This is a genomic window from Marinobacter sp. DY40_1A1 (assembly GCF_016597815.1).
Classification (GTDB): Bacteria; Pseudomonadota; Gammaproteobacteria; order Pseudomonadales; family Oleiphilaceae; genus Marinobacter; species Marinobacter xiaoshiensis.
In genome coordinates this window covers 1-23,313 of sequence record NZ_VCHA01000007.1, presented here as the reverse complement: position 1 = coordinate 23,313, position 23,313 = coordinate 1, and the positions used below count along the sequence as shown (strand labels likewise).

Annotated in this window: 20 protein-coding genes; 15 read left to right on the top strand and 5 right to left on the bottom strand. The window is 52.2% G+C overall.

Annotated elements, in window-relative coordinates:
* Nucleotides 1-30: 30 nt before the first annotated feature.
* Genes FFI61_RS18085 through FFI61_RS18000 form a run of 7 tightly spaced genes read left to right on the top strand, consistent with a single transcriptional unit; the run spans nt 31 to nt 6,832 of the window.
* Nucleotides 31-516, top strand: a complete 486-nt coding sequence (locus FFI61_RS18085; protein WP_413785040.1) for a GspH/FimT family pseudopilin — start codon at nt 31-33, stop codon at nt 514-516.
* A 13-nt stretch (nt 517-529) separates the two neighbouring features.
* Nucleotides 530-934 carry a type IV pilus modification protein PilV gene (pilV, locus tag FFI61_RS16190; protein ID WP_200371747.1) on the top strand — a complete coding sequence of 135 codons (405 nt, stop codon included), beginning with the start codon at nt 530-532 and terminating at the stop codon, nt 932-934.
* Nucleotides 935-2,008: a PilW family protein gene (locus FFI61_RS16185; protein WP_200371746.1), complete on the top strand. Its 1,074-nt coding sequence runs from the start codon at nt 935-937 to the stop codon at nt 2,006-2,008.
* 15 nt (nt 2,009-2,023) lie between these two features.
* On the top strand, nt 2,024-2,593 hold the full coding sequence (locus FFI61_RS16180) for a PilX N-terminal domain-containing pilus assembly protein (RefSeq protein WP_200371745.1): 570 nt from the start codon (nt 2,024-2,026) through the stop codon (nt 2,591-2,593).
* Nucleotides 2,590-5,988 (top strand): pilus assembly protein, encoded by a 3,399-nt coding sequence (locus FFI61_RS16175; RefSeq protein ID WP_200371744.1) that lies wholly within the window; start codon nt 2,590-2,592, stop codon nt 5,986-5,988. Before FFI61_RS16180 ends, FFI61_RS16175 begins: the two co-directional genes overlap by 4 nt.
* On the top strand, nt 5,985-6,377 hold the full coding sequence (locus FFI61_RS16170; RefSeq protein ID WP_200371743.1) for a hypothetical protein: 393 nt from the start codon (nt 5,985-5,987) through the stop codon (nt 6,375-6,377). Before FFI61_RS16175 ends, FFI61_RS16170 begins: the two co-directional genes overlap by 4 nt.
* Entirely contained in the window at nt 6,374-6,832 is a 459-nt protein-coding gene (locus FFI61_RS18000; RefSeq protein WP_265092154.1) for a type IV pilin protein, read from the top strand. Before FFI61_RS16170 ends, FFI61_RS18000 begins: the two co-directional genes overlap by 4 nt.
* 3 nt (nt 6,833-6,835) lie before the next feature.
* Here the strand turns inward: FFI61_RS18000 and FFI61_RS18080 are convergent, their stop codons facing one another.
* The 3 genes from FFI61_RS18080 to FFI61_RS16150 all read right to left on the bottom strand — a co-directional run bounded on the left by FFI61_RS18080 (nt 6,836) and on the right by FFI61_RS16150 (nt 10,513).
* The gene (locus FFI61_RS18080) at nt 6,836-7,393 is read right to left on the bottom strand and encodes a GspH/FimT family pseudopilin (RefSeq protein ID WP_227715014.1); all 558 of its coding nucleotides are present in this window, start codon (nt 7,391-7,393) and stop codon (nt 6,836-6,838) included.
* Nucleotides 7,394-7,478: 85 nt separating this feature from the next.
* A complete protein-coding gene (locus FFI61_RS16155) occupies nt 7,479-8,852 on the bottom strand; it encodes a sigma-54-dependent transcriptional regulator (protein WP_200371741.1) in 1,374 nt (457 codons plus the stop codon).
* 20 nt (nt 8,853-8,872) lie between these two features.
* Nucleotides 8,873-10,513: a sensor histidine kinase gene (locus FFI61_RS16150; RefSeq protein WP_200204802.1), complete on the bottom strand. Its 1,641-nt coding sequence runs from the start codon at nt 10,511-10,513 to the stop codon at nt 8,873-8,875.
* A 93-nt stretch (nt 10,514-10,606) separates the two neighbouring features.
* Between FFI61_RS16150 and FFI61_RS16145 the strand changes: the two genes are divergently transcribed.
* Entirely contained in the window at nt 10,607-12,271 is a 1,665-nt protein-coding gene (locus FFI61_RS16145) for an NAD+ synthase (protein WP_200371740.1), read from the top strand.
* A 12-nt stretch (nt 12,272-12,283) separates the two neighbouring features.
* Here the strand turns inward: FFI61_RS16145 and FFI61_RS16140 are convergent, their stop codons facing one another.
* Nucleotides 12,284-13,117, bottom strand: a complete 834-nt coding sequence (locus FFI61_RS16140; RefSeq protein ID WP_200371739.1) for an outer membrane protein assembly factor BamD — start codon at nt 13,115-13,117, stop codon at nt 12,284-12,286.
* A 165-nt stretch (nt 13,118-13,282) separates the two neighbouring features.
* Here FFI61_RS16140 and rluD point away from each other — a divergent pair, with 165 nt between their 5' ends.
* The 3 genes from rluD to clpB all read left to right on the top strand — a co-directional run bounded on the left by rluD (nt 13,283) and on the right by clpB (nt 17,728).
* The gene (gene rluD, locus FFI61_RS16135) at nt 13,283-14,260 is read left to right on the top strand and encodes a 23S rRNA pseudouridine(1911/1915/1917) synthase RluD (RefSeq protein WP_200204799.1); all 978 of its coding nucleotides are present in this window, start codon (nt 13,283-13,285) and stop codon (nt 14,258-14,260) included.
* Entirely contained in the window at nt 14,250-15,017 is a 768-nt protein-coding gene (pgeF, locus tag FFI61_RS16130) for a peptidoglycan editing factor PgeF (RefSeq protein ID WP_200204798.1), read from the top strand. Before rluD ends, pgeF begins: the two co-directional genes overlap by 11 nt.
* A 134-nt stretch (nt 15,018-15,151) precedes the next feature.
* Nucleotides 15,152-17,728, top strand: coding sequence for an ATP-dependent chaperone ClpB (gene clpB / locus FFI61_RS16125; protein ID WP_200204797.1), 2,577 nt, complete (start codon nt 15,152-15,154; stop codon nt 17,726-17,728).
* 74 nt (nt 17,729-17,802) lie between these two features.
* Here the strand turns inward: clpB and FFI61_RS16120 are convergent, their stop codons facing one another.
* Nucleotides 17,803-18,267: a DUF4124 domain-containing protein gene (locus FFI61_RS16120; protein WP_200371738.1), complete on the bottom strand. Its 465-nt coding sequence runs from the start codon at nt 18,265-18,267 to the stop codon at nt 17,803-17,805.
* Between the two features lie 461 nt (nt 18,268-18,728).
* Here FFI61_RS16120 and FFI61_RS16115 point away from each other — a divergent pair, with 461 nt between their 5' ends.
* The 4 genes from FFI61_RS16115 (at nt 18,729) to pssA (ending at nt 22,966) form a co-directional block, all read left to right on the top strand.
* The gene (locus tag FFI61_RS16115; RefSeq protein ID WP_200371737.1) at nt 18,729-20,447 is read left to right on the top strand and encodes an acetolactate synthase 3 large subunit; all 1,719 of its coding nucleotides are present in this window, start codon (nt 18,729-18,731) and stop codon (nt 20,445-20,447) included.
* A 2-nt stretch (nt 20,448-20,449) separates the two neighbouring features.
* Nucleotides 20,450-20,941 carry an acetolactate synthase small subunit gene (ilvN, locus tag FFI61_RS16110; protein ID WP_200204794.1) on the top strand — a complete coding sequence of 164 codons (492 nt, stop codon included), beginning with the start codon at nt 20,450-20,452 and terminating at the stop codon, nt 20,939-20,941.
* 67 nt (nt 20,942-21,008) lie between these two features.
* Nucleotides 21,009-22,025, top strand: a complete 1,017-nt coding sequence (gene ilvC, locus FFI61_RS16105; protein WP_200204793.1) for a ketol-acid reductoisomerase — start codon at nt 21,009-21,011, stop codon at nt 22,023-22,025.
* Nucleotides 22,026-22,114: 89 nt separating this feature from the next.
* Complete coding sequence (gene pssA / locus FFI61_RS16100) at nt 22,115-22,966, top strand: CDP-diacylglycerol--serine O-phosphatidyltransferase (protein ID WP_200371736.1); 852 nt, start codon at nt 22,115-22,117, stop codon at nt 22,964-22,966.
* Nucleotides 22,967-23,313 lie beyond the last annotated feature (347 nt).

The following is a 23,313-nucleotide window of genomic DNA, read 5'->3' as shown; positions in this document are numbered from 1 at the left end:
GGTTTTTTTGTGCTTTCGTATTCTATAAACATGAAAAAATATTCAGGGAGTTGGTTCATGCGCAGGTCAACGACGCAGCGTGGGTTTACGATAATAGAGCTTCTCATACTCATGGCGGTACTCGGAGTCGTGGCAGCAATTGCCATACCTAATTTCTCCCGGCTGATACAGAACAACCAGTTAACAACAACCAATAACGACCTCGTGGGAGCATTAAATATGGCTCGCTCTGAGGCTGTGCGAAGAGGTGCTGCGGTTTCTGTTGTACCCAATCCGACGTTTACTGAACGTTACCAGGTCACTGCAGGTGGTGGGGCTGTAATTAGTGATTTTGGTGGGGCATCAGGTGCGTATGCGATCACGCTGACGGGTGCCAACCCACGTTTTAGCGCTACAGGGTTGCTACTGAGTGGGGGGTCCCAATTTGATATCTGCCGTACGTCTGGTGAGGATGGAACCCGGATAACTCTAACGGCTGGCGGTCAAATCAGGTCCGCTCGGATAACTTGTCCATAACGAGGTCGTTGCAATGATTAAACCTTTTTTGTATCGAAAGCCTCAGCGTGGTTTTACCATGATCGAGATTTTAGTTGCAGTTCTTGTGCTTGCAATTGGTTTGCTTGGGGTGGCTGGTGTTCAGTTGGTTTCCATGCAACAAACAGTCAACTCAACGCTACGCTCAGAAGCCACAATGTATGCCCAGACTGTTGCTGAAAGGTTGCGGGCAAACGGTGGAGTAACTTTAACGGCTGGTCAACTGACGGAATTGAAAACACAAATGTTGGCGGACCTTGGTTCGGGCGCTGACGTAACGGTCACGATGAACGGAAACTCAACCGTTGCCCAAGTGCAGATAACATGGACAGAGCGTGATCCCTTTGCTACGAACGGCAGCCTGGCCACCCAAACACTCACTGTGGATGCGAGATTGTAAATGAAACGCCTCAATCGACTTTCAGCCGCTTCCGGAGCGCAAGCAGGATTGTCGCTAATCGAGCTGATGATTGCGTTGCTCTTGGGCACGCTGTTAACCGTAGGATTAGTTCAGGTTTTTACATCCAATAGTCAGTCGTTTCGGCACAATGAAGCCTCTGCTAGAGCGCTTGAGTCTGGGCGGATCGCTGCCGATATATTGTCCCGAGCAATACGCAACGCTGGATTTTTTGGCTGTTTTCCGTTGAATGGCATTACTAATAATCTTGATGGATCTGATGGTTTATACGATGCGGCATTGCACGGGTTTTCCACCTTAGGTGTATCGGCAGCTGGAACCGAGCGGCCTGGTACAGCGATTGCTGGCACAGATTTTTTTAACGCCACAGGAGTGAGGCGGCCTGGGGCAATCGTGCAACTGGCTGCGGATGTAACCGCGACCAGCAACATCAGGCTTACAGATGCGGGTAACCTTGCAGTTAACGATTTGGTCTTTATATCGAATTGCGAGCTTGGCGATATATTTCAGATATCTACGCTAAGCAACTCTGGCGGCAACATACAGATAACTGCTGGCGCCATTGCAGGGGCGGGTGGTAACCCCGGAAATGATTTGAGCAGCAACTCTCCTCCGGCTTGCACAGCAGCAGGTTCCTGCCTGAGTGCAGACTATCGGCGGGGTACAGAGATTTTTGAACCCTACAGCGAAGCCTATTTCATAGGCAATGCTGCAGGAGGTGGGCGCTCGTTATTCATGAGGCAGGCAAATGGAGCAAGCGTTGAGTTGGTCGCAGGCGTTGAAGATATGCAGATACGGTTTGGTGAAGGTACTGCGGCGACAGGTGTTCAAAGCTGGAGCGCTGCTGCGGCTGGGACTAACTGGGATAACGTAATCGCAGTGGAGGTGAGTCTTCTTGTTGCGTCGCCAAATGACAATATTATGGACAGCGCTCAGACGTATTGTTTTCCAGGTTGGCAGGACTGTGTTGCCAACGCGGGCTTAGTGACTACTGCAGCGGACCGGCGGATGTATAGAGTTTATACATTTACCAATGCGCTCAGAAATCCGTTTTAACGGGGTAACATAAACATGCGAATGATGATTAAGCAAAAGGGTGCGGCACTGTTGTTGTCCCTTGTTATTTTGCTGGTACTGACACTCCTCGCGGTTTCGGGGATGCAAGGCAGCACCATGCAAGAACGAATGTCGACAGCCCAGAGAGATGGCATGTTTGCTCTGGAGATTGCGGAAACGGCTATGCGCGAAGCCGAAGCAAGGCTTGATGGGCTTTCTGATCTGTCTGCGTTTGGCTCAACGACCGGGTTTTATGATGGGACCCTTGCCAGTACAACTGTGCCAGCACCTTTTAGCGCAGCTACCTGGGCCTTGGACGGATCCGGGGATCCCAAAAATGCTATCAAAGGAGCCGCTGTGAACGGTGTCGATCCGCAATTCATGTTTGAATATAAAGGCAAAGTTGTTGTGGATTCCCAAGGGCAACTGCCGCGTGATTTCAGCCAGTATGGCAGCGCTGGTCCCGCAGAATTCGATTATGCACGCATCCTTGTAAGAACAGCTGGGCCATCGGGCTCAAGCATGCGCTTACTCGAGGGTTTCTATGTATTTCAGCCCGGTGGGTTGGCAGGAGCAAATCCATGAGCACACTAAACTTTAAAGTTATCATGTCCACAGCTTTACTCATTCTCCCAGCCGCGGGTTATTCAGCTCGGCCCGACTTGGCTCAGGAACCACTGTTTATCGGGAGTGCTGTAGGGCCCAACCTTATGTTTATTCTGGATGACTCCGGTTCTATGGGCTGGGAGTACATGCCGGATGCGCTTAGTAGTTTCAACAATATACAGTCGAGTAAAGGCAACAGAAATTATCAGGATGGCAAAGACGCATCTTATCCGTACTACTATTCATCCCATGTGAACAAGATGTGGTACAACCCAAGCGTGACCTATGAACCACCTCTTAAGTCGGATGGAACAGGTGCATTGCCGGCATCTTCATATACATCTGCACCTGAAGATGGGTATAACTCAAGTAGCTCTAAATATAATTTGAGTAACAATTTTCGTATAAGAAGTTATTACGTCGAAGGAGGTGGGTTTTATTGGACTTTTAACAGCTCATCATCATGTGATGCGAACCCCCTGCAGGCTGCCTGTTATAATCACGTTTCTGTCAATGACCTATCAGCTGCCGAGAAACAGAACTTTGCAAATTGGTACTCCTATTATAACACCCGTGTAAAGGCATCGAGAGCAGGTATCAGCGCTGCGTTCTATGGTCTTCCTACAAACTTCCGGCTTGGCTGGGGGCGCATCAACTACGATGATGGAGACGAGAACAAAATTGATGACGCGACAAACATTCGGGCTGTCGAAGAGGGAGTAAGGGAATATAGCTCGGCGAGGAGAAAGCAGTTTCTTGACTGGCTGTATGTTGCCCCCGCAAATGGTGGGACCCCGCTCCGGCGTGCTCTGGAAGGTGCTGGAAGGTACTACGAGCGCAGCGAGCGTGCCTGGTCTGATGACCCTGAGAAGTCTGTGAGCAGCACTAACCCTGTCAGGGAATGCCGTCTTGCCTATACGATTTTGATGTCAGATGGGTATTACAACGGTAGCGATCCGCGTTCCAGTGTTTACGAAGCGGATGATAAAGATGGCTCTGAAATCACTAATAACAGAGGCGATTCGTTCAAGTATGTAGCTGGTGATCCGTTCAAAGATGGAGAAGGAAAAGGGGAGGGAACTCTTGCCGATGTGGCCATGTATTTTTGGAAGCGTGATCTGAGGACGGATATAAACAACTATGTTCCAACCTCGAACAAAAACCCGGCGTTCTGGCAGCATATGGTGACCTACACTGTGGGCCTGGGTGTAGAGGGCTCTGTTGATCCAGTCGATGCGTTTAAAGCTATAGAAAGCGGCAGCAAGGTTGACTGGTGGGCCGGTTCGGATGCCGAAAACACAGTTAATGACATGCTGCATGCGGCGGTTAATGGCAGGGGTGGGTTCTTTAGCGCAGCAGATCCTGAAAAGTTTGCAAAGGAACTCTCGGGAACCGTAAATGCAATAATTGCTGAAGCTGGGTCATCAACGGCGGTTGAATTTGACGTTTCGTCTTTCCAGCAAGGTGCACTGATCTTTGCCTCCCAGTTTGATCCCAATGGCTGGACGGGCGATCTCAAAGCGGCAAAGCTGGGTGGTACTAACTCTCCGGTCGTTCCAGATATCAATGATGCAGTTAAAAATGGCAACGGCTGGTCTGCTAGAACGATTCTGGACAATCGCGATTTATCAGCAGATGACCGTGTAATTATTACTTACGGTAATGGGGCCAAAGGCTTCCGCTGGGGGGCAAATTTGTCAACCGCACAGAAAAACGATCTCAAGTATGGCTCTGTAAGTGACACAGAGGCAGAGCAGAGGCTTGAGTACATTCGCGGTGATATTTCTCTGGATGGTACTGCGGGCTGGCGTAAGCGGGGAAGTCGCTTGGGGTCAATCGTTAACTCCTCACCGGAATTTGTTGGTGAGCCTCGAGCAATATGGCCAGACGCTGAGCCTTTCGGTTCTGCGACTAACCGCTTCTCTGATTTTGCGGCAAGTGCAAAGTCTCGTGCTCCAGTTGTATATACCGGTTCGAACGATGGCATGCTCCATGGTTTCAATGGAACTGAGACTGGTGGGAATGAGGTACTCGCCTATATCCCTGGCTTTGTTTACAACTCAACAGATGCTAATGCGGGTTTGCATTTCCTGACAGATCCGGGATATCAGCATCGATACTATGTGGATCTGGAAATACGGCAGCAGGATATCTTTACCAAAGGCAAGAAGGCTGATGGCACATTAACCTCAGATGAGGACTGGAGAAGTATTATTGTTGGTGGGGGCAGAGCAGGAGCAAAGGGTATTTTTGCACTGGATGTTACGGACCCTACAGAATTCACAGAGGCAAACGCAGAGAAAATTGTGCTCTGGGAGTTCGCTGGCACTGATAATGCGAAGATGGGCTATGTAACCCAGGCACCCGTGATTGGCTTGACCAAGTGGGGGACAGACACACGCTGGACGGCTTTTGTGTCTAACGGGTATAACTCAGCTACAGCTAGCACCGGGTTCTTCATGCTTGATATTGAAGGTGGCATGGATGGAACCTGGGATAATGATGATGTCCGCTATGTTGAGTTTAAATCTGGTGGGGACGGTCTATCGCCATTAACGGCTCTGGATACAACAGGTGACTACCTCGTAGACCGTGTTTATGCCGGCGATTTGGATGGCAATTTGTGGGTTGCTAACCTGAGCAGTTCTGGTTCTTGGGCTTCATCGTATAATACGGGTTCTTTAGCACAGCCTTTGTTCACTACTCAAGCAAATCAGGCGATTACCGCGGCGCCAGCTGTGGCGGCGAACAAAACCATGCCGAGAGCGGGGAATATGCCGAACTTGATGGTTTATTTCGGAACTGGCCAGTATCTTGAATCTGATGACGTTACGTCCAACAAGACTCAATCTGTATATGGTGTATGGGATAAAGGGACCTCCGGGTTAACTCGCGCCACTCTGGAATCCCGCAGTATCACAGAGGGAACACTGACCGTATCTGGTTCAACTACAGCAAAAGTGCGATATTCAACCGGTGGCAAGATGGATTTCGCAACAGCCAAAGGGTGGTATGTTGACTTGCCAGTTAGTGGGGAAAGGGCTGTTGTTAGTCCGCAGGTACGAGGTGAATTTTTGTATTTGAATACGATGATTCCAGATCAAAACCCTTGCTTGGGCGGCGGTAGTGGTTGGCTGATGTCGCTTGGGCTTGATGGACTGACGCCGGAAAAACGTGCCTTCCTCAAGTTTGGAGCCAAAGTTGCGGGTTATCAAAGCAGTGGGCTCCCTAACCAATCAACTATATTGGGCAATTTCCGCTTCACTCCAGGCAGCAACAGTAAAGACCCTGTAGACGTGGTAGAAATCCCCCCACTTAGCGGAGCCGTAGTTAACGCTGGGCGCCGAGGTTGGAACGAGCTGATTAATGAGTGAGGCTGGTAGAAAGCGTCGCCGACAAAGAACCAGAGGGTAACAGCATGAGAGTATTGCTTTTGACCATAGTTGCTATGTCACTGGGTGCTTGGAGCTTAGGCTCCATGGCACAGGACGGGGAGCATAAAGGTGTTCGCGGTTATAACGATTCTGATACCGAAGGGCTAGAGCAAGCTGCAGTTCTGGATGCAATCTATCCCAAGCAGGGAAGGGTGGTGATAGATGATCGAGAGTACTTCCTGGAAGGCTCCGTCATTATCAACGGCCAGGCGATTTCAGCAGGTGGAGCAACTGCTGTTTTGCGTGAAGGGCAGCGCCTGATGAACGTGATGTCTGAGCCTGAAGGTGAGAGTGGACGTCTGGTGCTGAAAGGAGTAGATACGCTTTGAACACGCACTTATATTCAGTCCGTTCTAGCCGTTCTAGCCGTTCTAGCCGTTCTAGCCGTTCGGCAGGATTTACGCTGATCGAGCTGATGATTGTTGTCGCAATCATTGGCATCATAGCTGCTGTTGCTTACCCGTCGTACACGGAGAATGTTCGACAGGCCCGCAGGGCTGCGGCACAGGCAGACCTGATGGAGCTTGCGCAGTGGATGGAAAGGCAATATGCCGCTGATTTCTCTTACCTTGAAGGGTCCCCTCTGGCCCAGCCGGTGTTGCCGTTCACTCGGTCTCCTCGCAACGGCACAACATTTTACAATTTGAGCTTTACGGCCGCCGTAACGCAAAACACCTTTGCATTACGGGCTGTTCCGACAGGGGCTCAGTCTAACGATCGTTGCGGTACCATGGGTCTCACGCAGACTGGGGCCAAATCGGCGGCGCTAGCTGACTGCTGGTAAAAACTAGCAGCGCAGTGGACGGCCTCTTGAATCCTCAGGGATACCATCGTTATTGGTATCCTTGGCGATTCTTACTCGACCACCCCTACTGATAATAACTTGACCTGCCAGCCTGCTGTCTCCGGATTCCGGGCACCAAGTGATGTTGCCCAAATCGCTGTGGGCGAACCCGGTCGGTCTGAATTGAAAGAAGCTTCGGCTTAGCGAACGGGTCACTAAGCGTCCACTGCCATTAGGTGAGATGGTCCTGAGAAGGTTTTCGTTTGAGTTGAGTGTTCTGGTGTTGTCAGGATCCAGAAAAGCATGAATATCACTATTCCAATCCCTGCCGCAAGAATTGGTTGCATCAAGCGGACAGACTGTGACAATGGCTCCATTCATCACAGCGTGTTGGCGGGCAAAAGCAAACACGCCCATCAAGTCGTGTAATGCACCTCTACGCTCTTGGCTATTTATAAGAGATGTTAATGAGGGGAGTGCTATGTTTACAAGAACTGCTGCGATTGCCACCACAATCACTAACTCCAAAAGCGAAAACCCGCGAGAATTCCGTATAATCATTTTTTTCAACGTCCATGTCTTAAGGGTTATATAGCGATCGCATCCTGCGTATCGCCGTCTTTAAGTGCTTAGAATAGCCTGAAACTCACTCCATCCCCAACTTCTTCAACCTATACCTCAACGCCCGAAAACTGATTCCCAGTTTCTTCGCCGCCGCCGTCTTGTTCCAGCGGGTCGCCTCTAACGCCTTCTCAATAGCCTGGCGCTCAATGGATTCAAGATAGCCCTCCAGGTCAATATCGCCATCCGGCACTAAGGATGGGCAAGCCTCAGATATGCCGGGAGATGGTGATCCATCAGAAGCCATGCCTCCGCCAAGGTGCAGGTCAGAGGCATTTATCTGGTCTGCATCACACAGGGTAAAGGCCCGTTCAAGTATGTTCTCCAGCTCCCTTACGTTGCCGGGAAAGTCATGCTCTTTGAGTCTGTCTATGGCGTCATGGCTGAGGGTAGCTGCATCACATTCATATTCCCGCGCAATGCGCTCAAGAATGTGGTTTGCCAGTAATTCGATATCATCTTTGCGATCCCGAAGGGGAGGCACTGCTAACTCAATCACGTTAATCCGGTAAAACAAATCCTGTCGAAAGGTTCCCTCCTGAACCAGTTCCGCCAGGTTTTGGTGGGTCGCGCTCAGCAAGCGTATGTCGACGGGCAGTTCTTTGGTATCACCTACCGGCCGCACGGCCTTTTCCTGAATGGCTCTCAGCAGTTTTACTTGCATGGCCAGTGGCAGGTCGGCCACTTCATCCAAAAACAGCGTGCCGCCGTTTGCAGAGCGAAAGAGTCCGTCCTTGTTATCAACGGCGCCTGTAAAGCTGCCTTTTTTATGCCCGAAAAACTCACTTTCCATCAGCTCGGAAGGAATGGCGCCACAGTTAACGGCTATAAAAGGGCCGTCGCTGCGCGGGCCCTGTAAGTGAATCATACGGGCCACGAGTTCTTTACCGCTGCCGGATTCACCGTTGATAAACACCGGTGCCTGGCTTCTGGCGAGTTTGCGAGTCTGGTTCCTGAGTTTCTTTATCTGCGAGGAGTTGCCAAGCAGAAGCCCCGGCTCATCCGAAACATCGTCAGCGTCTGGCTCGGTTTTGGTAAGTTTAAGTGCGCTGTTTACCAGTTCTCTGAGTCTCGACAACTCAACCGGCTTGGAAACGAAATCGAATGCACCAGCCTTGAGCGACTCGATGGCTGTGTCCATGCTGCCATAGGCCGTGATGACGGCTACCGGTGTGGCTGGCTTATGTTTCTGGATCCATTGCACTAGTTCTATGCCGTTACCATCTGGCAGGTTCATGTCTGTCAGGCAAAGCTGTGGGCTATGGTTTTCCAGCAATTTGAGTGCGCTGGTAATATCGGGAGCGGTCAGGGTTTCTATACCCATGCGGGTAAGGGTAATCTCAAGAAGATCCCGGATATCCGGTTCATCATCAACAATCAGCGCAGTATGAGTGGTCATCTTGTCGTTAGAGTTCCATGTCAGATCATTCGCCCCGGGTGGGCAAAGGTGATACGAAAACAGCAGCCGGGTTGATCGTCTTCGATCAAGGACAAGTGGGCTTGGTTAGCCTCGCACAGTTCTCGGGCCAGATAAAGCCCGAGGCCAGTACCACCTTTGTCCGTTGTATAAAATGGCTCGAAAACTGAATGGCTGAATTCAGGAGCTATGCCGGGGCCAAAGTCCCTCACATCCAAATAGGTGCGCTCTCCATCAGCAGTGGCTCCCGCGCGTAGCTCGATCCTTCGTTCGCCAGAGTGCTGCTGGCTGTACCGCAAACCGTTGTCACACAAGTTTACCAGTACCTGCTCAATCTGGCTTTTATCAAATCGCGCATCGGGAATGTGCGGTTCAATGCTTAAAACTACATCGGTAGGTGGGTCGGATTCTTTCTGAGTCTGCAGAAAGTCAGCCCGATACTCTTCCAGCCACGTGGCCACATCAACCAAATCCGCATTTGCTGGTCTGCGCCGGGAGAGACTGAGAACGTTTTCTATAATGCCATTGACCCGCCGAGAGTGTCGCTGGATTATGTCCAGCATTTGCAGGTCGCTTGCATCAAGGTGAGGCGACTCTTCCATTAGTTGGGCCGCGTGGCTTATGGCGCCAAGCGGGTTGCGAATTTCGTGAGCAATGCCTGCAGTCAGGCGCCCCAGAGAGGCCAGTTTCATTTGCTGTGCCTGCTGGGTCACTTTGCTCATATCTTCAATAAATACAAGAATCTGTTCCCCGGGTTCCTGATCAAGCTGGGTGAAGCTTACCTGTAAAAGTGGCGAGGTAGGCGCCGGTTGAAACGGTTTTGTGCGCATTTCAGGGTGCTTTAGCCAAGCGTCCAGCCCCGATTTCAGCGCCTGGGGAAGGGTTCGGGAGCGCGTGGTGTGTCGGGCTAGATCTGTTGGGATTCCGAAAAGTAACTCCTCTGCAGCAGCGTTTGCGAGCCTCACCTGCCCATATCGATCGAGCACAAGAATGCCGGTACGCATGCGCTGAATAATCTGTTGGTTGATCTGCTCCAACTCTACAATGCTCTTGGCGCGGCTGGTGGCGAGCGCTTCGCTGCGCATCATTCTCCGAGAAATGTTTTGTAGAACGAATGCGGCCGCAAAGTACAGAATGCCGAAGGAGCCGGCGCGGACTATGTCATCGCCGTTCCCATCAACAGTCAGAATCGCCCAGCCTGAAATACCGAGTGAGCAAATTGCGGCAAGAGCTGCGTAGAAGGTGCCCATTCTGCTGGGTGTAAGAATATTACCCGCTGCAACCGAGATGATCACAAGATTAGCCAAGCCGCTGGTGATGCCCGTGCTGGCAAATAACAGCCCGTGCATGATCAGGATATCCAGAAGAATAGATATCGTGATGTGCTGCTGCCGCGGCTGAAAGCCTGCGAGCATGATGAATGCAAGAAAGCCGTTTAAAGCAAAATAACCCATCACTCCAAACTGGTAGTAGTCAAGGAACCGAAAGCGGGTGTCAAAATTAACCGGTTCAACAAACAGCAGTGCCACCAGCATCAGGCTGATTACAACCCGATAATGATTGTAGATGCGGAATAGCTTGGCCTGTTGGATCCCCGGGGATCGTTTGCCGGTCTTGACTGCTGATACCGAGTCTGTAGCCATGGTTTTTGGAAATCCGTTGTCGAGCGGAAGAAATCCGGGTCTTTGGGAGGGTATAATAGCCTTTTCGTGGCAATGAGTTACAGGAGCCAAAGTATGTCTGTTTCCGGGAACACCCCGTTTTCACCTTCATCCCCCCGTAACCTGCGGGTAGTGATGGCGCAGTTGGATTTTCTTGTGGGGGATATTCCAGGAAACACCGGTCGGATCATTGAGGCAGCAAAGCGTGCCTACGCCGAACAAGAAGCCGACATTGTTGTCTTCCCGGAGCTCTGTATTACCGGGTATCCGCCGGAAGACTTGTTGCTTCGGCCCAGTATGGATCTTCGGGTAAATGAGGCTTTAGGGCGCCTGCAAGGTGCAGATCTGGGGGCAGCCATTGTTGTTGGTCTTCCGTTTCGGAAGGATGGCAGGCTTTTCAACGCCGCGGTAGTGATTGAGGGCGGCGAAATAACAGGGCATTACTTCAAGCGGTTCCCGCCAAATTATCAGGTGTTTGATGAGAAACGGTACTTTGCCGAAGGTGAGGGTGCTGTTGTAGTCGATATCTGTGGTGTGCCGGTTGGCCTGACTGTTTGTGAGGATATTTGGTCAGACGGGCCTGTTGAAGACTCTGCGGCTGCGGGCGCACGGCTAATTATTAATCTGAATGCATCACCCTATGACATCGACAAGCAGGCCCGAAGAAAAGCGTTACTTGAGCGCAAATCCCGGGATAACCGGGTGAGCATTGTTTACGCCAACCTGGTGGGAGCTCAAGACGAACTGGTGTTTGATGGTGGCTCAATGGTCTACGATCATTCCGGCTCCCTGGCAGTACAAACCCCTCAATTCGCCGAGGGTCTGTTTTCGGTGGATTTCCTGTGTGAGCATCACTGTCAGCCGGTCTCCCAGCCCCTGCCCATAGAGCCCACCCTTGAAGAAAACGTGTATAGCGCACTGGTAGCAGGTGTTCGAGACTATGTGAACAAGAATGGTTTCAAGTCTGTGGTGCTTGGCCTCTCTGGCGGTATAGATTCTGCTGTTGCTCTGGCTGTGGCGGTGGATGCACTGGGGCCGAAGCGTGTTCGCGCTGTCATGATGCCTTTCAGATATACATCGGATATCAGTCTGGAGGATGCGGAGGCTCAGGCGGTGGCCATGGGCGTTCAGTATGATGTTTACTCGATCGAGCCTATGTATGAATCCTTTATGACTGCTTTGGCGGAGCCGTTTGAGGGCACAGCGGTCGATACCACCGAGCAAAATCTGCAAGCCCGTATTCGCGGCGTTATGCTCATGTCGCTTTCCAATAAATTTGGATCCCTGGTACTGACCACCGGTAACAAGAGTGAGTTGGCGGTAGGCTACTCAACCCTTTATGGCGATATGGCGGGCGGTTTTGATGTGCTCAAGGATGTTCCCAAAACACTGGTCTTCCGTCTTGCCTGGTATCGCAACTCCGTCTCTCCGGTGATTCCCGAGCGAGTCATTACGCGGCCACCTTCGGCGGAGTTGGCCCCGGACCAGAAAGATGAAGACAATCTTCCAGGTTACGATGTGCTGGATAAGATCCTGAACTTGTATGTAGAGCGGGATTTCAGTGCGGATGCGATTATTGCGGAGGGCTTTGATCCGGCGGATGTTACCCGTGTTGTCCGTTTGGTGGACCTCAACGAATACAAGCGCCGCCAGGCACCTATTGGCATTCGCATTACTGAGCGCGGGTTTGGCAAAGATCGCCGCTATCCCATCACCAGTGGATGGAAAAGCGGCAATTGACCGGGCGGGGTGTTATTCGTCGCCCAGAATCCCGAAGGTAACCACGCTGGAGAGTGAGCGGTTTTCGCGTTTCAGCAAGTTGGCTTCAAACTCGCCATCGCTGTTGAAGGCGTCGCTTTCGGGGAAGTTCTGTCGCAGCAGAGCGATAGCGTCCTGAGACCCTTTTTTGAATTTCAGAAAATCAAAAGTTTCTGCGAGGATAATCAGAGCTTCTTCAACCGCGGGTGATGTAGGATAGTTCTCTGCGATGTAGCGTGCCCGGTTGTTGGCTGCCACATAGGCTTCCCGCTTGATGTAATAGCGCGCCGCGTGAAGTTCCAGTTCCGCCATGCGGTTGCGAACGGCGATCATGCGCTGGCGAGCGTCTGCTGCGTATTCGCTTTCCGGATAACGGTTCAACAGTTCACTGAAGTCACGGAAAGACTGGAGCTGCTCCCCGGCATCCCGGGCAGCAACGTCAATTGCAAAGTAGCGAGCGGCCAGGCCGATATCCAGGTTATACGAGGCGAACCCGCGCATGTAGAGTGCGTAATCCGCGTGATCACTTTGAGGGTTCAGACGTAGGAAGCGGTCTGCAGCAGCTCTGGAGCCTTCAAGATCCAGGTTTTGGTAGCGGGCATATATGAGGTCAAGCTGAGCCTGTTCCGCGTACCGGCCGAAAGGGTAGTAGGTCTCCAGGGAGTCAAGATTTCGTTCGGCTTCATTGAAGTTGCCGGAGTTCATTGCCTGGCGCGCATTATCATAATAGGTTTTTTCCGGAAGCACTTCCTCTGGCCCTTTAGAGGCGCAGGCACTGATCAGCACAACCAGTGTTGAAAGTAGCAATAAACGAACACCTGATCTCATGCCGGAATCCCGTATAATGTCGATAAATTCAAGGGCGCTATTGTAGCGGGGAACTCGCCTTATGTGCAGCCTCACATGATTACATGTGGATGAATGTGGAAAGCACAGCCCGACTGTTTCAAATATACTGACCAAAACCTAACTCAAACCGGCCCTGGGGGCTTAATGTCATCTGAAAACCGAATAGTTGCCAGTTTTGCTGTGCCACCCGCTTTGAGCGATCGGCGCCTGGACCAGGCGGTGGCAGAACTTATGCCCGAACACTCGCGCTCGCGCCTGCAATCCTGGATTCGCAGCGGTGCGTTAACAGTAAACGGGGAAGTTCGCAGGCCGAAAGACAAGGTGATGCTCAGCGACCGGATAGAGCTGGACGCAGAGCCTGAAGCTCAGGTGACCTGGCAGGCCGAAGCCATCAGCCTGGATATTGTCTATGAAGATGAGCATCTGCTTGTGATCAACAAGCCGGCGGGCTTAGTTGTTCATCCTGCAGCTGGCCACGCAGATGGCACCTTGGTCAATGCGTTGTTGAACTATGCACCGGAGGTGGAAAACCTGCCAAGAGCTGGCATTGTCCATCGTCTCGATAAGGATACTTCAGGGATTATGGTGGTTGCTCGAAGCCTGATTGCCCACACATCGCTGGTTGATCAGCTGCAAACCCGCAGCATGGGTCGGGAGTACGAGGCGGTAGTTGTTGGTACCCTCACAGGTGGTGCCACGGTGGATGCGCCCATTGGCCGTCATCCCCATGAACGAAAGAAAATGGGTGTTGTCAAAAGTGGCAAGCCCGCGGTAACCCATTATCGCCTGATTGAGCGCTTTGCGGCTCATACTCATGTGCGCTGCAAGCTTGAAAGCGGTCGCACCCACCAGATTCGAGTCCACATGGCTCATGTTAAGCACCCGTTGGTGGGTGATCCCCTCTATGGCGGCCGCCTTCGATTACCGAAAGGCACAACAGAAGAGTTGCGCCAGGTACTCTCGGCATTTCACCGGCAAGCGTTGCATGCGCGACAGCTCACGCTGGAACACCCGGAAACCGGTGAGATCCTGAGCTGGGAGGTGCCTTTGCCGGAAGACTTCCTGGGTTTGTTAGCAGCGTTGCGCAAGCATGTTAAGGATTTGGAGAGCGATGAGTTCTGACTGGGTTTCAGAAGTGCCGCTGATCCGTCCGGATTGGCCTGCTCCCTCGAACATCCATGCAGTGTGTACTATCCGGTTGGGCGGCGTTAGCATGCCGCCTTGGGCTAGTATGAACCTTGGGAGTCATGTGGGCGATGAACCTGCACGCGTGGCGGAAAATCGCCTGAGGCTGGCCCGTGCCTGTAGCCTTCCGGCAGATGCTTTCGTGTGGCTCAACCAGGTCCACGGTACTGACGTTGTCCGCCTTCCTCCAGCAGAGGGTGTGAGTATTCCTGATGCGGATGCAAGCTGGACTCAGGCGGCTAATAACGCCTGCACTATCCTTACGGCAGATTGTTTGCCGGTTATGCTCTGTGACCTGAATGGGACTACCGTGGCAGCTGCCCACGCAGGCTGGCGCAGCTTGTGTGGTGGCGTTCTGGAAAATCTGGTCTCCGCTATGGGGTTGCCCGGCAACACCTTGATGGCCTGGTTGGGACCAGCCATAGGCCCAGGGACATTTGAAGTAGGCCCGGAAGTGAAAGCGGCGTTTATGGCGCATGATCCAGAAGCCGAAAGTGCATTCAGTTCTGAGGGTGCTCGAGAGGGGCATTATATGGCCGATATCTATCTGCTTGCCCGGCAGCGCCTGCAGAATATGGGCGTTACAAAGATTTTCGGCGGCGGCTTTTGTACGGTTACCGATAAACAGCGTTTTTATTCCTATCGCCGCGATGGCAAGACCGGTCGCATGGCCACCGCCATCTGGAAAACCTGAGCTCTGTCAATTTTCTGACGGTTTTGTCCGTGGTGACCTTGAACTTCCCCTGATAGCCCCTACATTAGTTCCCAATGCTAATCGAATGTGCAATAACTGATCGCATTCGCTGGACAAATCGGGGAAACGAATTCATGAGAATCGATAAACTCACCAGTCTGTTACAAACCGCACTGGCTGACGCGCAATCACTGGCGGTTGGCAAGGATCATAACTTTATTGAGCCTCTCCACCTCATGCAGGCCATGCTGGATCAGCAAGGCAGCTCCATCACCCCGCTTCTTAAGCAGGCTGGCGCTGAACCTGGTCGTGTGCGCAAGGCTGTCGCGCAAGAAATAGAAAACCTGCCTGAAGTGAGTGGCAGCGCAGGCGATGTCGCTATGTCGAACGACATGGGGCGACTGTTCAATATTGCCGATAAATTGGCGCAGAAGCGAAAAGATCAATTTATATCCAGTGAGTTGATGCTTTTGGCCGCTCTGGAAGACCGTGGCACGCTTGGTCGTGTGTTGCGTGAACAGGGTGTAGATAAAGCTGCCCTGGAAAACGCTATTAATACCGTTCGAGGTGGTGAAACTGTGGATGATGCAGGTGCAGAGGAAAGCCGTCAGGCGCTCTCCAAATATACGATTGATCTGACCGAGCGGGCCGAAGCCGGGAAACTTGACCCGGTAATTGGTCGTGATGACGAAATACGCCGCACTATTCAGGTGCTGCAGCGCCGCCGTAAAAACAACCCGGTACTTATCGGCGAGCCGGGCGTTGGTAAAACCGCCATTGCCGAAGGCTTGGCCCAACGGATTGTAAACGGCGAAGTACCCGAAGGTCTGAAAAACAAGCGAGTGTTGTCTCTGGATATGGGCTCGCTTATAGCTGGCGCCAAGTTTCGGGGCGAGTTTGAGGAGCGTTTGAAAGCGGTGCTCAATGAACTCGCCAAACAGGAAGGTCAGATCATTCTGTTCATCGATGAAATCCATACGGTGGTGGGTGCAGGTAAAGCCGAAGGCTCCATGGACGCGGGTAACATGCTCAAGCCGGCGCTGGCCCGGGGCGAGTTGCATTGCGTGGGTGCCACCACGTTGAACGAATACCGTGAGAACATTGAAAAAGACGCCGCTCTGGAGCGCCGTTTTCAGAAAGTGCTGGTGAATGAGCCGAATGAAGAAGACACCATCGCGATTCTCCGGGGTCTGAAAGAGCGCTACGAAGTACACCACGGTGTTGAGGTGACGGATGGAGCGATTATCGCCGCGGCCAAGTTGTCTCAGCGCTACATTACAGACCGCCAGTTGCCGGACAAGGCGATTGATCTGATCGATGAAGCGGCGAGCCAGATCCGGATGGAGATGGACTCCAAACCGGAGCCCCTGGATCGCCTGGAGCGCAGGCTCATCCAGCTAAAAATCGAGCGAGAGGCTCTGAAAAAGGAGACCGATGCCGCGTCAAAGAAGCGCCTTGAAGAGCTTTCCAGTGTTATCGGGGGTGTGGAACGCGAGTACGCTGATCTTGAGGAAATCTGGAATACGGAAAAGGCTGCCTTGCACGGCTCCCAGAAAATAAAGAGCCAGCTTGAGCAGGCGCGTATTGATCTGGAGACCGCCCGTCGGGCAGGTGACTTGGGCAAAATGTCCGAGTTGCAGTATGGCCGCATCCCGGAGCTGGAGCGTCAGCTCGATATGGCAAGCCAGGCAGAAATGATGGAAATGAAGTTGCTGCGAAATCGTGTCACCGACGAGGAGATCGCAGAGGTTGTTTCGAAATGGACAGGTATTCCTGTATCCAGAATGCTGGAAGGCGAGCGCGATAAGTTGATGCGTATGGAAGAGGCCCTGCACAAACGTGTGATTGGTCAGAGTGAGGCGGTAGAGGCGGTATCGAATGCCGTACGCCGTTCCCGGGCCGGCTTGGCAGATCCGCAGCGGCCTAATGGTTCCTTCCTGTTCCTTGGGCCAACAGGAGTCGGTAAAACCGAACTGTGCAAGGCGCTTGCTTCGTTCCTCTTTGATACCGATGACGCTATGGTGCGAATCGATATGTCGGAGTTTATGGAGAAGCATTCCGTTGCCCGGCTGATCGGTGCGCCCCCAGGGTATGTGGGTTATGAAGAGGGCGGCTACCTTACCGAGGCCGTTCGTCGGCGCCCCTATTCCGTGCTGTTACTGGACGAAGTTGAAAAAGCGCACCCGGATGTCTTCAACATACTGCTTCAGGTTCTTGATGACGGTCGTCTTACAGATGGTCAGGGTAGAACGGTGGACTTCAGCAACACAGTTATCGTGATGACCTCAAACCTGGGCTCAGACATCATTCAGCAAAAAGCGGGAGCTGAAAATTACGAAGCCATGAAGGCTGCGGTTATGGTGGAGGTAGGAGCTCACTTCCGGCCTGAGTTTATTAACCGTGTGGATGAAGTGGTTGTGTTCCATCCGCTGGCTGGAGACCAGATTCATGGAATCGCCAAAATTCAGGTTGAGATACTCAACAGGCGCCTGCAGGAACAGGGAGTGAAGTTGGAGCTGGATGATGCTGCGATGAATCTTCTGGGCGAAGTCGGCTACGATCCCGTATACGGAGCCCGGCCGCTGAAGAGAGCCGTTCAGCGGATGATTGAAAACCCGTTGGCGCAAAGATTGTTGCGGGGAGACTTTGTCTCTGGTGACACCATTCGTGCCTCTGCGGACGGCAGTGTGCTGGTGTTCGAAAAAGCATGATTAAAAACTAGGGAAAAGTGGGCATGGCTTCGGCCCTGCCCACTTTTTGCTGTCTTGGCGCTTGGGTTTAAGGCCTATTTTTGGGGCTCTGGGCCACAGTTCTCAGCGACAACTTCTTCGAACTTCAATTTTTGTTCAGCGATTTCTTCAGGTGCAAGGTAGCGTTGCTCGCCATTTTCCTCGATTCGGATACGCGCGTTGCTCTCGATGATTTCCAGGTTTGCCCGTGCTGTCTCGCAATTCGCCTCACGCTGCTTGCGGCGCGCCGCTTCAACCGCAGTCTCATTTTCCCGCTCGGCTTTTTTCTGCTGTTGCTCTTGTAACTCGTTCAGGCGTTGCTGGGGGCTAGTGCGGCTGCTGTCAGATCCAGAAGATGTGCCAGAGCGAACGTTGACAGTCTCGGAGCTGGCTCCAACCGGCTGACGGTCGCCATAATGGGTAACACCATTGTCGTCCGTCCATTTGTACACAGAGGCGCTCATTGCCATGCCGGGTGCTACGGCGATTAATAATGTCAGCATCAGGGTTTTTCTGTTCATGGCTCTACTCGTTGTGTTTTACGTGCGCCTATCATGCCACCTGAGCGAGGAATTTTCTTCCGCTTGGTTCAAAACTCCGCACCTGAGTTTCAATTATTTAACGCAGAGCATCCAACACAATGGGTACAGAATGCAACAGTGGCTATTGACAGGGAGTTTAGCGCTGTCAGAATTACGGATTGCCTGAAGACTGGGGCTAACGGCAGGCAATCCCGTGCAAGTATCCCCCGTTATTTACCACACTGAGCGTGCCGCGCATCTGTCGCGGAATGGTTGTTGCTTACGTGCAACCCGTCGATTGGCCGTTCTCCGCAACCCTCAGGAGGGCGGCTGGCCAGGAGACAACCTCTTAACAAAGTGTGGAGCAGCCGGTTCCGCTTTCAAAAGAAGCAGGGTAACCGTGAACCCAGGCAACCGGGCGTGTGCCCGGCTCATTCACTCGTAGAAGAGGGTATAAAATCGTGGAGTTATTGTCTGGCGCCGATATGCTGATCCGCTCCCTGCAGGATCAGGGGATCGAGTACATATATGGCTATCCGGGTGGTGCAGCCCTTCATATTTATGATGCGCTGTTCAGGCAGGACGAGGTCAAACACATTCTGGTAAGGCACGAACAGGCGGCGGTGCACATGGCTGATGGCTATGCACGCGCGACTGGCATGCCAGGAACTGTGCTTGTGACCTCTGGCCCTGGAGCCACCAATACCATTACCGGTATTGCAACTGCATTCATGGACTCCATCCCCATGGTGGTTCTGTGCGGGCAGGTTGCATCCACTCTGATTGGCGAAGATGCCTTTCAGGAAACCGATATGATGGGTGTTTCCAGGCCTGTCGTTAAGCACAACCTCAGTGTGCGTCATCCGTCAGAGATTCCGGAAATTATCCGCAAAGCGTATTACATCGCCTCTACCGGTCGCCCTGGTCCTGTTGTTGTGGATATTCCCAAGGATATGACCGCGCCTAATGAGCGCTTCGAGTACGCTTATCCGAAAAAAGTAAAGCTGCGCTCATACAATCCGGCTATCCGTGGCCATGCAGGCCAGATCAAAAAAGCGGTCGATATGATGCTGGCGGCGCGACGCCCTGTTATATATGCCGGTGGCGGTGTCATTCTGGGCAAGGCATCCGGTCAGCTAACAGAGTTGGTGCGCAAGTTGGGTTATCCGATTACTAATACCCTGATGGGGATTGGTTGTTATCCGGCCAGCGACAAGCAGCACCTTGGCTGGCTTGGCATGCACGGAACCTACGAAGCGAATATGGCGATGCACCACTCGGACCTTATTCTGGCGGTTGGTGCGCGGTTTGATGATCGCGTCACCAACGCAACAGAGAAGTTCTGCCCTGGTGCACGGATTATTCATATTGATATTGATCCGGCATCAATCTCCAAGACCATCGACGCCGACGTGCCGATCGTGGGGCCGGTGGATGCGGTTCTCAAGGAAATGCTCGCACTGGTAAAAGAGAGCAAGGAAAAGCCGGATGCAGAGGCTATCGCATCCTGGTGGAAGCAGATTGATGAATGGCGCGCTTTCCATGGTATGCGCTATGAAACCAGCCCGGATGTAATCAAGCCGCAAGAAGTCGTCGAAATGCTGCACCGCCTCACGAATGGGGATGCATTTGTTACCTCTGATGTGGGGCAGCACCAGATGTTCGCGGCTCAGTACTACAAGTTTGATAAGCCGAATCGCTGGATCAACTCCGGTGGACTCGGCACCATGGGCTTTGGCTTGCCAGCCGCTATGGGCATCAAGCTGACCCATCCGGATGACGAAGTGCTCTGTATTACAGGTGAGGGCAGTATCCAGATGAATATTCAGGAGCTCTCCACCTGTAACCAGTACAAGTTGCCGGTGAAGATTATCAACTTGAATAATCAGGCTCTGGGTATGGTGAAGCAGTGGCAGGACATGAACTACGAGTCCAGGCACTCTCATTCCTACATGGAGTCCCTGCCTGATTTCATCAAGTTGGCTGAAGCTTACGGTCATGTGGGTATCAGGATCGATAAGAAAGAAGATCTGGAGCCCAAGCTCAAGGAAGCTCTGGCTATGAAGGACAGGCTGGTTTTCGTGGATATTCAGGTTGACCGCTTTGAGCATGTATACCCGATGCAAGTAGCTCGCGGCTGCATGAAAGATATGTGGCTCAGCAAAACGGAGAGGGTGTGATCATGCGTCGAATCATTTCTGTCTTGCTGGAAAACGAACCGGGGGCTCTGTCCCGAGTAGTTGGTTTGTTTTCGCAGCGTAACTACAACATTGAGACCCTGACTGTTGCGCCAACGGAGGACGAGACTCTGTCTCGCCTGACGGTAACAACAACTGGCCCGGATCGAGTGATTGAGCAGATTACCAAACAGCTCAACAAACTCGTTGAGGTGGTTAAGTTGGTGGACCTTACTGAGGGCCCACACATCGAGCGAGAGCTAATGCTGATCAAGCTGAAAGCAACCGGTTCTCAGCGCGCTGAAATCAAGCGTACTGTGGATATTTTCAGGGGGCAGATCGTTGATGTGACCAGTTCGGTCTATACAGTTCAGCTGGCAGGGCCAAGCGATAAGCTGGATGGCTTTGTTCAGGCGATTGGAGCATCTGGCGTGCTGGAAGTGGTACGCTCGGGGATTTCCGGAATCGCCAGAGGCGAAAAGGTTTTAAGTCTTTAAAACGGTTTAGTGTTTAACGAAAGCTTTGGCCGCTTGAAAAGGCCATCACAAATCATAGAGGTTAGTCATGCAGGTTTATTACGATAAGGATTGCGATCTTTCTATCATCCAGGGCAAGAAAGTTGCCATCATCGGTTTTGGCTCACAGGGTCACGCACATGCGTGCAACCTGAAAGAGTCCGGTGTTGATGTAACTGTAGGTCTGCGTCCAGGATCCTCGTCCATCGCCAAGGCAGAAGCCTATGGCCTGAAGACTAGTGACGTACCGTCTGCAGTTGCTGCGGCTGACGTTGTAATGATTCTGACGCCAGATGAGTTTCAGTCCCAGTTGTACGCTGCCGAAATCGAGCCAAACCTGAAGCAGGGCGCTACTTTGGCATTTGCCCACGGTTTTGCTGTTCACTACAACCAGATTGTTCCGCGCAAAGACCTGGATGTAATCATGGTTGCCCCTAAGGCGCCAGGTCACACTGTTCGCACCGAATTCGCTAACGGCGGTGGTATTCCTGACCTGATCGCTATCTTCCAGGACGCGTCTGGCAACGCCAAGAACGTGGCTCTTTCTTATGCAAGCGGCATTGGTGGTGGTCGTACCGGTATCATCGAAACCACGTTCAAGGACGAGACAGAAACCGATCTGTTCGGTGAGCAGGCTGTTCTTTGTGGTGGTGCAGTTGAGCTGGTTAAGGCGGGCTTCGAGACCTTGACCGAAGCAGGTTATGCTCCGGAAATGGCGTACTTTGAGTGTCTGCACGAGCTGAAGCTGATTGTAGACCTGATGTACGAGGGCGGTATCGCCAATATGAACTACTCCATCTCTAATAACGCAGAGTATGGTGAGTATGTGACTGGCCCGGAGATTATCAACGAGCAGTCACGCGAAGCGATGCGCAACGCGCTCAAGCGTATCCAGAGTGGTGAGTACGCGAAGATGTTCATCTCTGAGGGGGCTCTTAACTACCCTTCAATGACTGCGCGTCGTCGTCAGAATGCCGAGCATCAGATTGAAGTGACAGGTGAAAAGCTTCGCGGAATGATGCCCTGGATCTCTGCCAACAAGATCGTAGATAAAGACAAAAACTGAGTGGAGCTTCGCTTGGTTTAATGAAACGCGGCCCGGGTGGCCGCGTTTTTCGTATATACTTCGCCCAAATGCTTTCCGGAGTAGTGGGAATGACTAACGAAAGAAAAGATAAAGAAGTGAGTTCTCCGGCCGCAGAACCGGAGATTACTACCGGCCCCGCGGGCGAGTGCGACATCGAGCCTGGTGAGGTTGTGGAGGAAGAGTTGATTGGGGGAGCGCCAGTGCGAAAAAAAGGGATATATCTACTCCCTAACGCACTAACTACCGCGTCATTGTTCTCTGGCTTCTATGCCATTGTATCAGCGGCAGGTGGCGTTTTTGATAATGCTGCCATTGCAATCTTTGTTTCCATGATATTGGACGGGTTGGACGGTCGCGTTGCGCGAATGACCAACACCCAAAGCAAGTTTGGCGAGGAATATGACAGCCTCGCGGATATGGTTGCCTTCGGTGTTGCGCCCGGATTCGTTGCTTTTTTCTGGTCCCTGAACGGATTGGATAAAATCGGCTGGGCCATAACCTTTATCTACGTTGCCGGCACAGCGTTGCGTCTGGCCCGGTTTAATACCCAGATCGGTTCCGTAGACAAAAAGTATTTTGTTGGATTGCCCAGCCCTGCAGCTGCTGCGTGTGTTGCTGGTCTCGTTTGGTGCTTCCATTCATTCGAGCCTGCAGCATGGCTCACCTTCCTGACAATAGTGGTTGTTGGTGGCTCTGGTGTGTTGATGGTCAGTAATGTGCTGTATCACAGCTTCAAGGATCTGGACCTTCGTGGTCGGGTGCCGTTTGCAGCCATACTTCTTGTGGTGCTGATTCTTGTGGTGGTCGCGCTGGATCCGGCTACTGTGTTGTTTACCGGGTTCCTGGTTTATGCGCTTTCTGGGCCGGTTCGCGCATTGTTCCGGGGGAAGACTCGTCGGTCAGCCAAGGTTGGCAAGTAAAGCGCTTAGACTATTAGTGGTTCTGTACGGTTTTTAATCGGTTTCTGCCTTGTTCTGGCTAATTCATAGGTGGAAACCGAGGTTCTCTGAAATAAATTGAAAATGGCCGTTGACAGATCTGCGTGTGTCTGTAGAATGCGCATCTCCTTCGAGGGGCACACCGCTGAGACGGGGTGGATTAAGAAGGGCAACTGTTTGAAAGTATTAAAGAAAACGAGTTTAAAGATTCTTTAATTAAACGGTTGACAAGGCGGCGAGACGATGTAGAATACGCCACCTTGATTGAGCAACGGCTCAAACGCTCTTTAACAAATTGACCAAGTAATTCGTGTGGGCGCTGGCTGGAG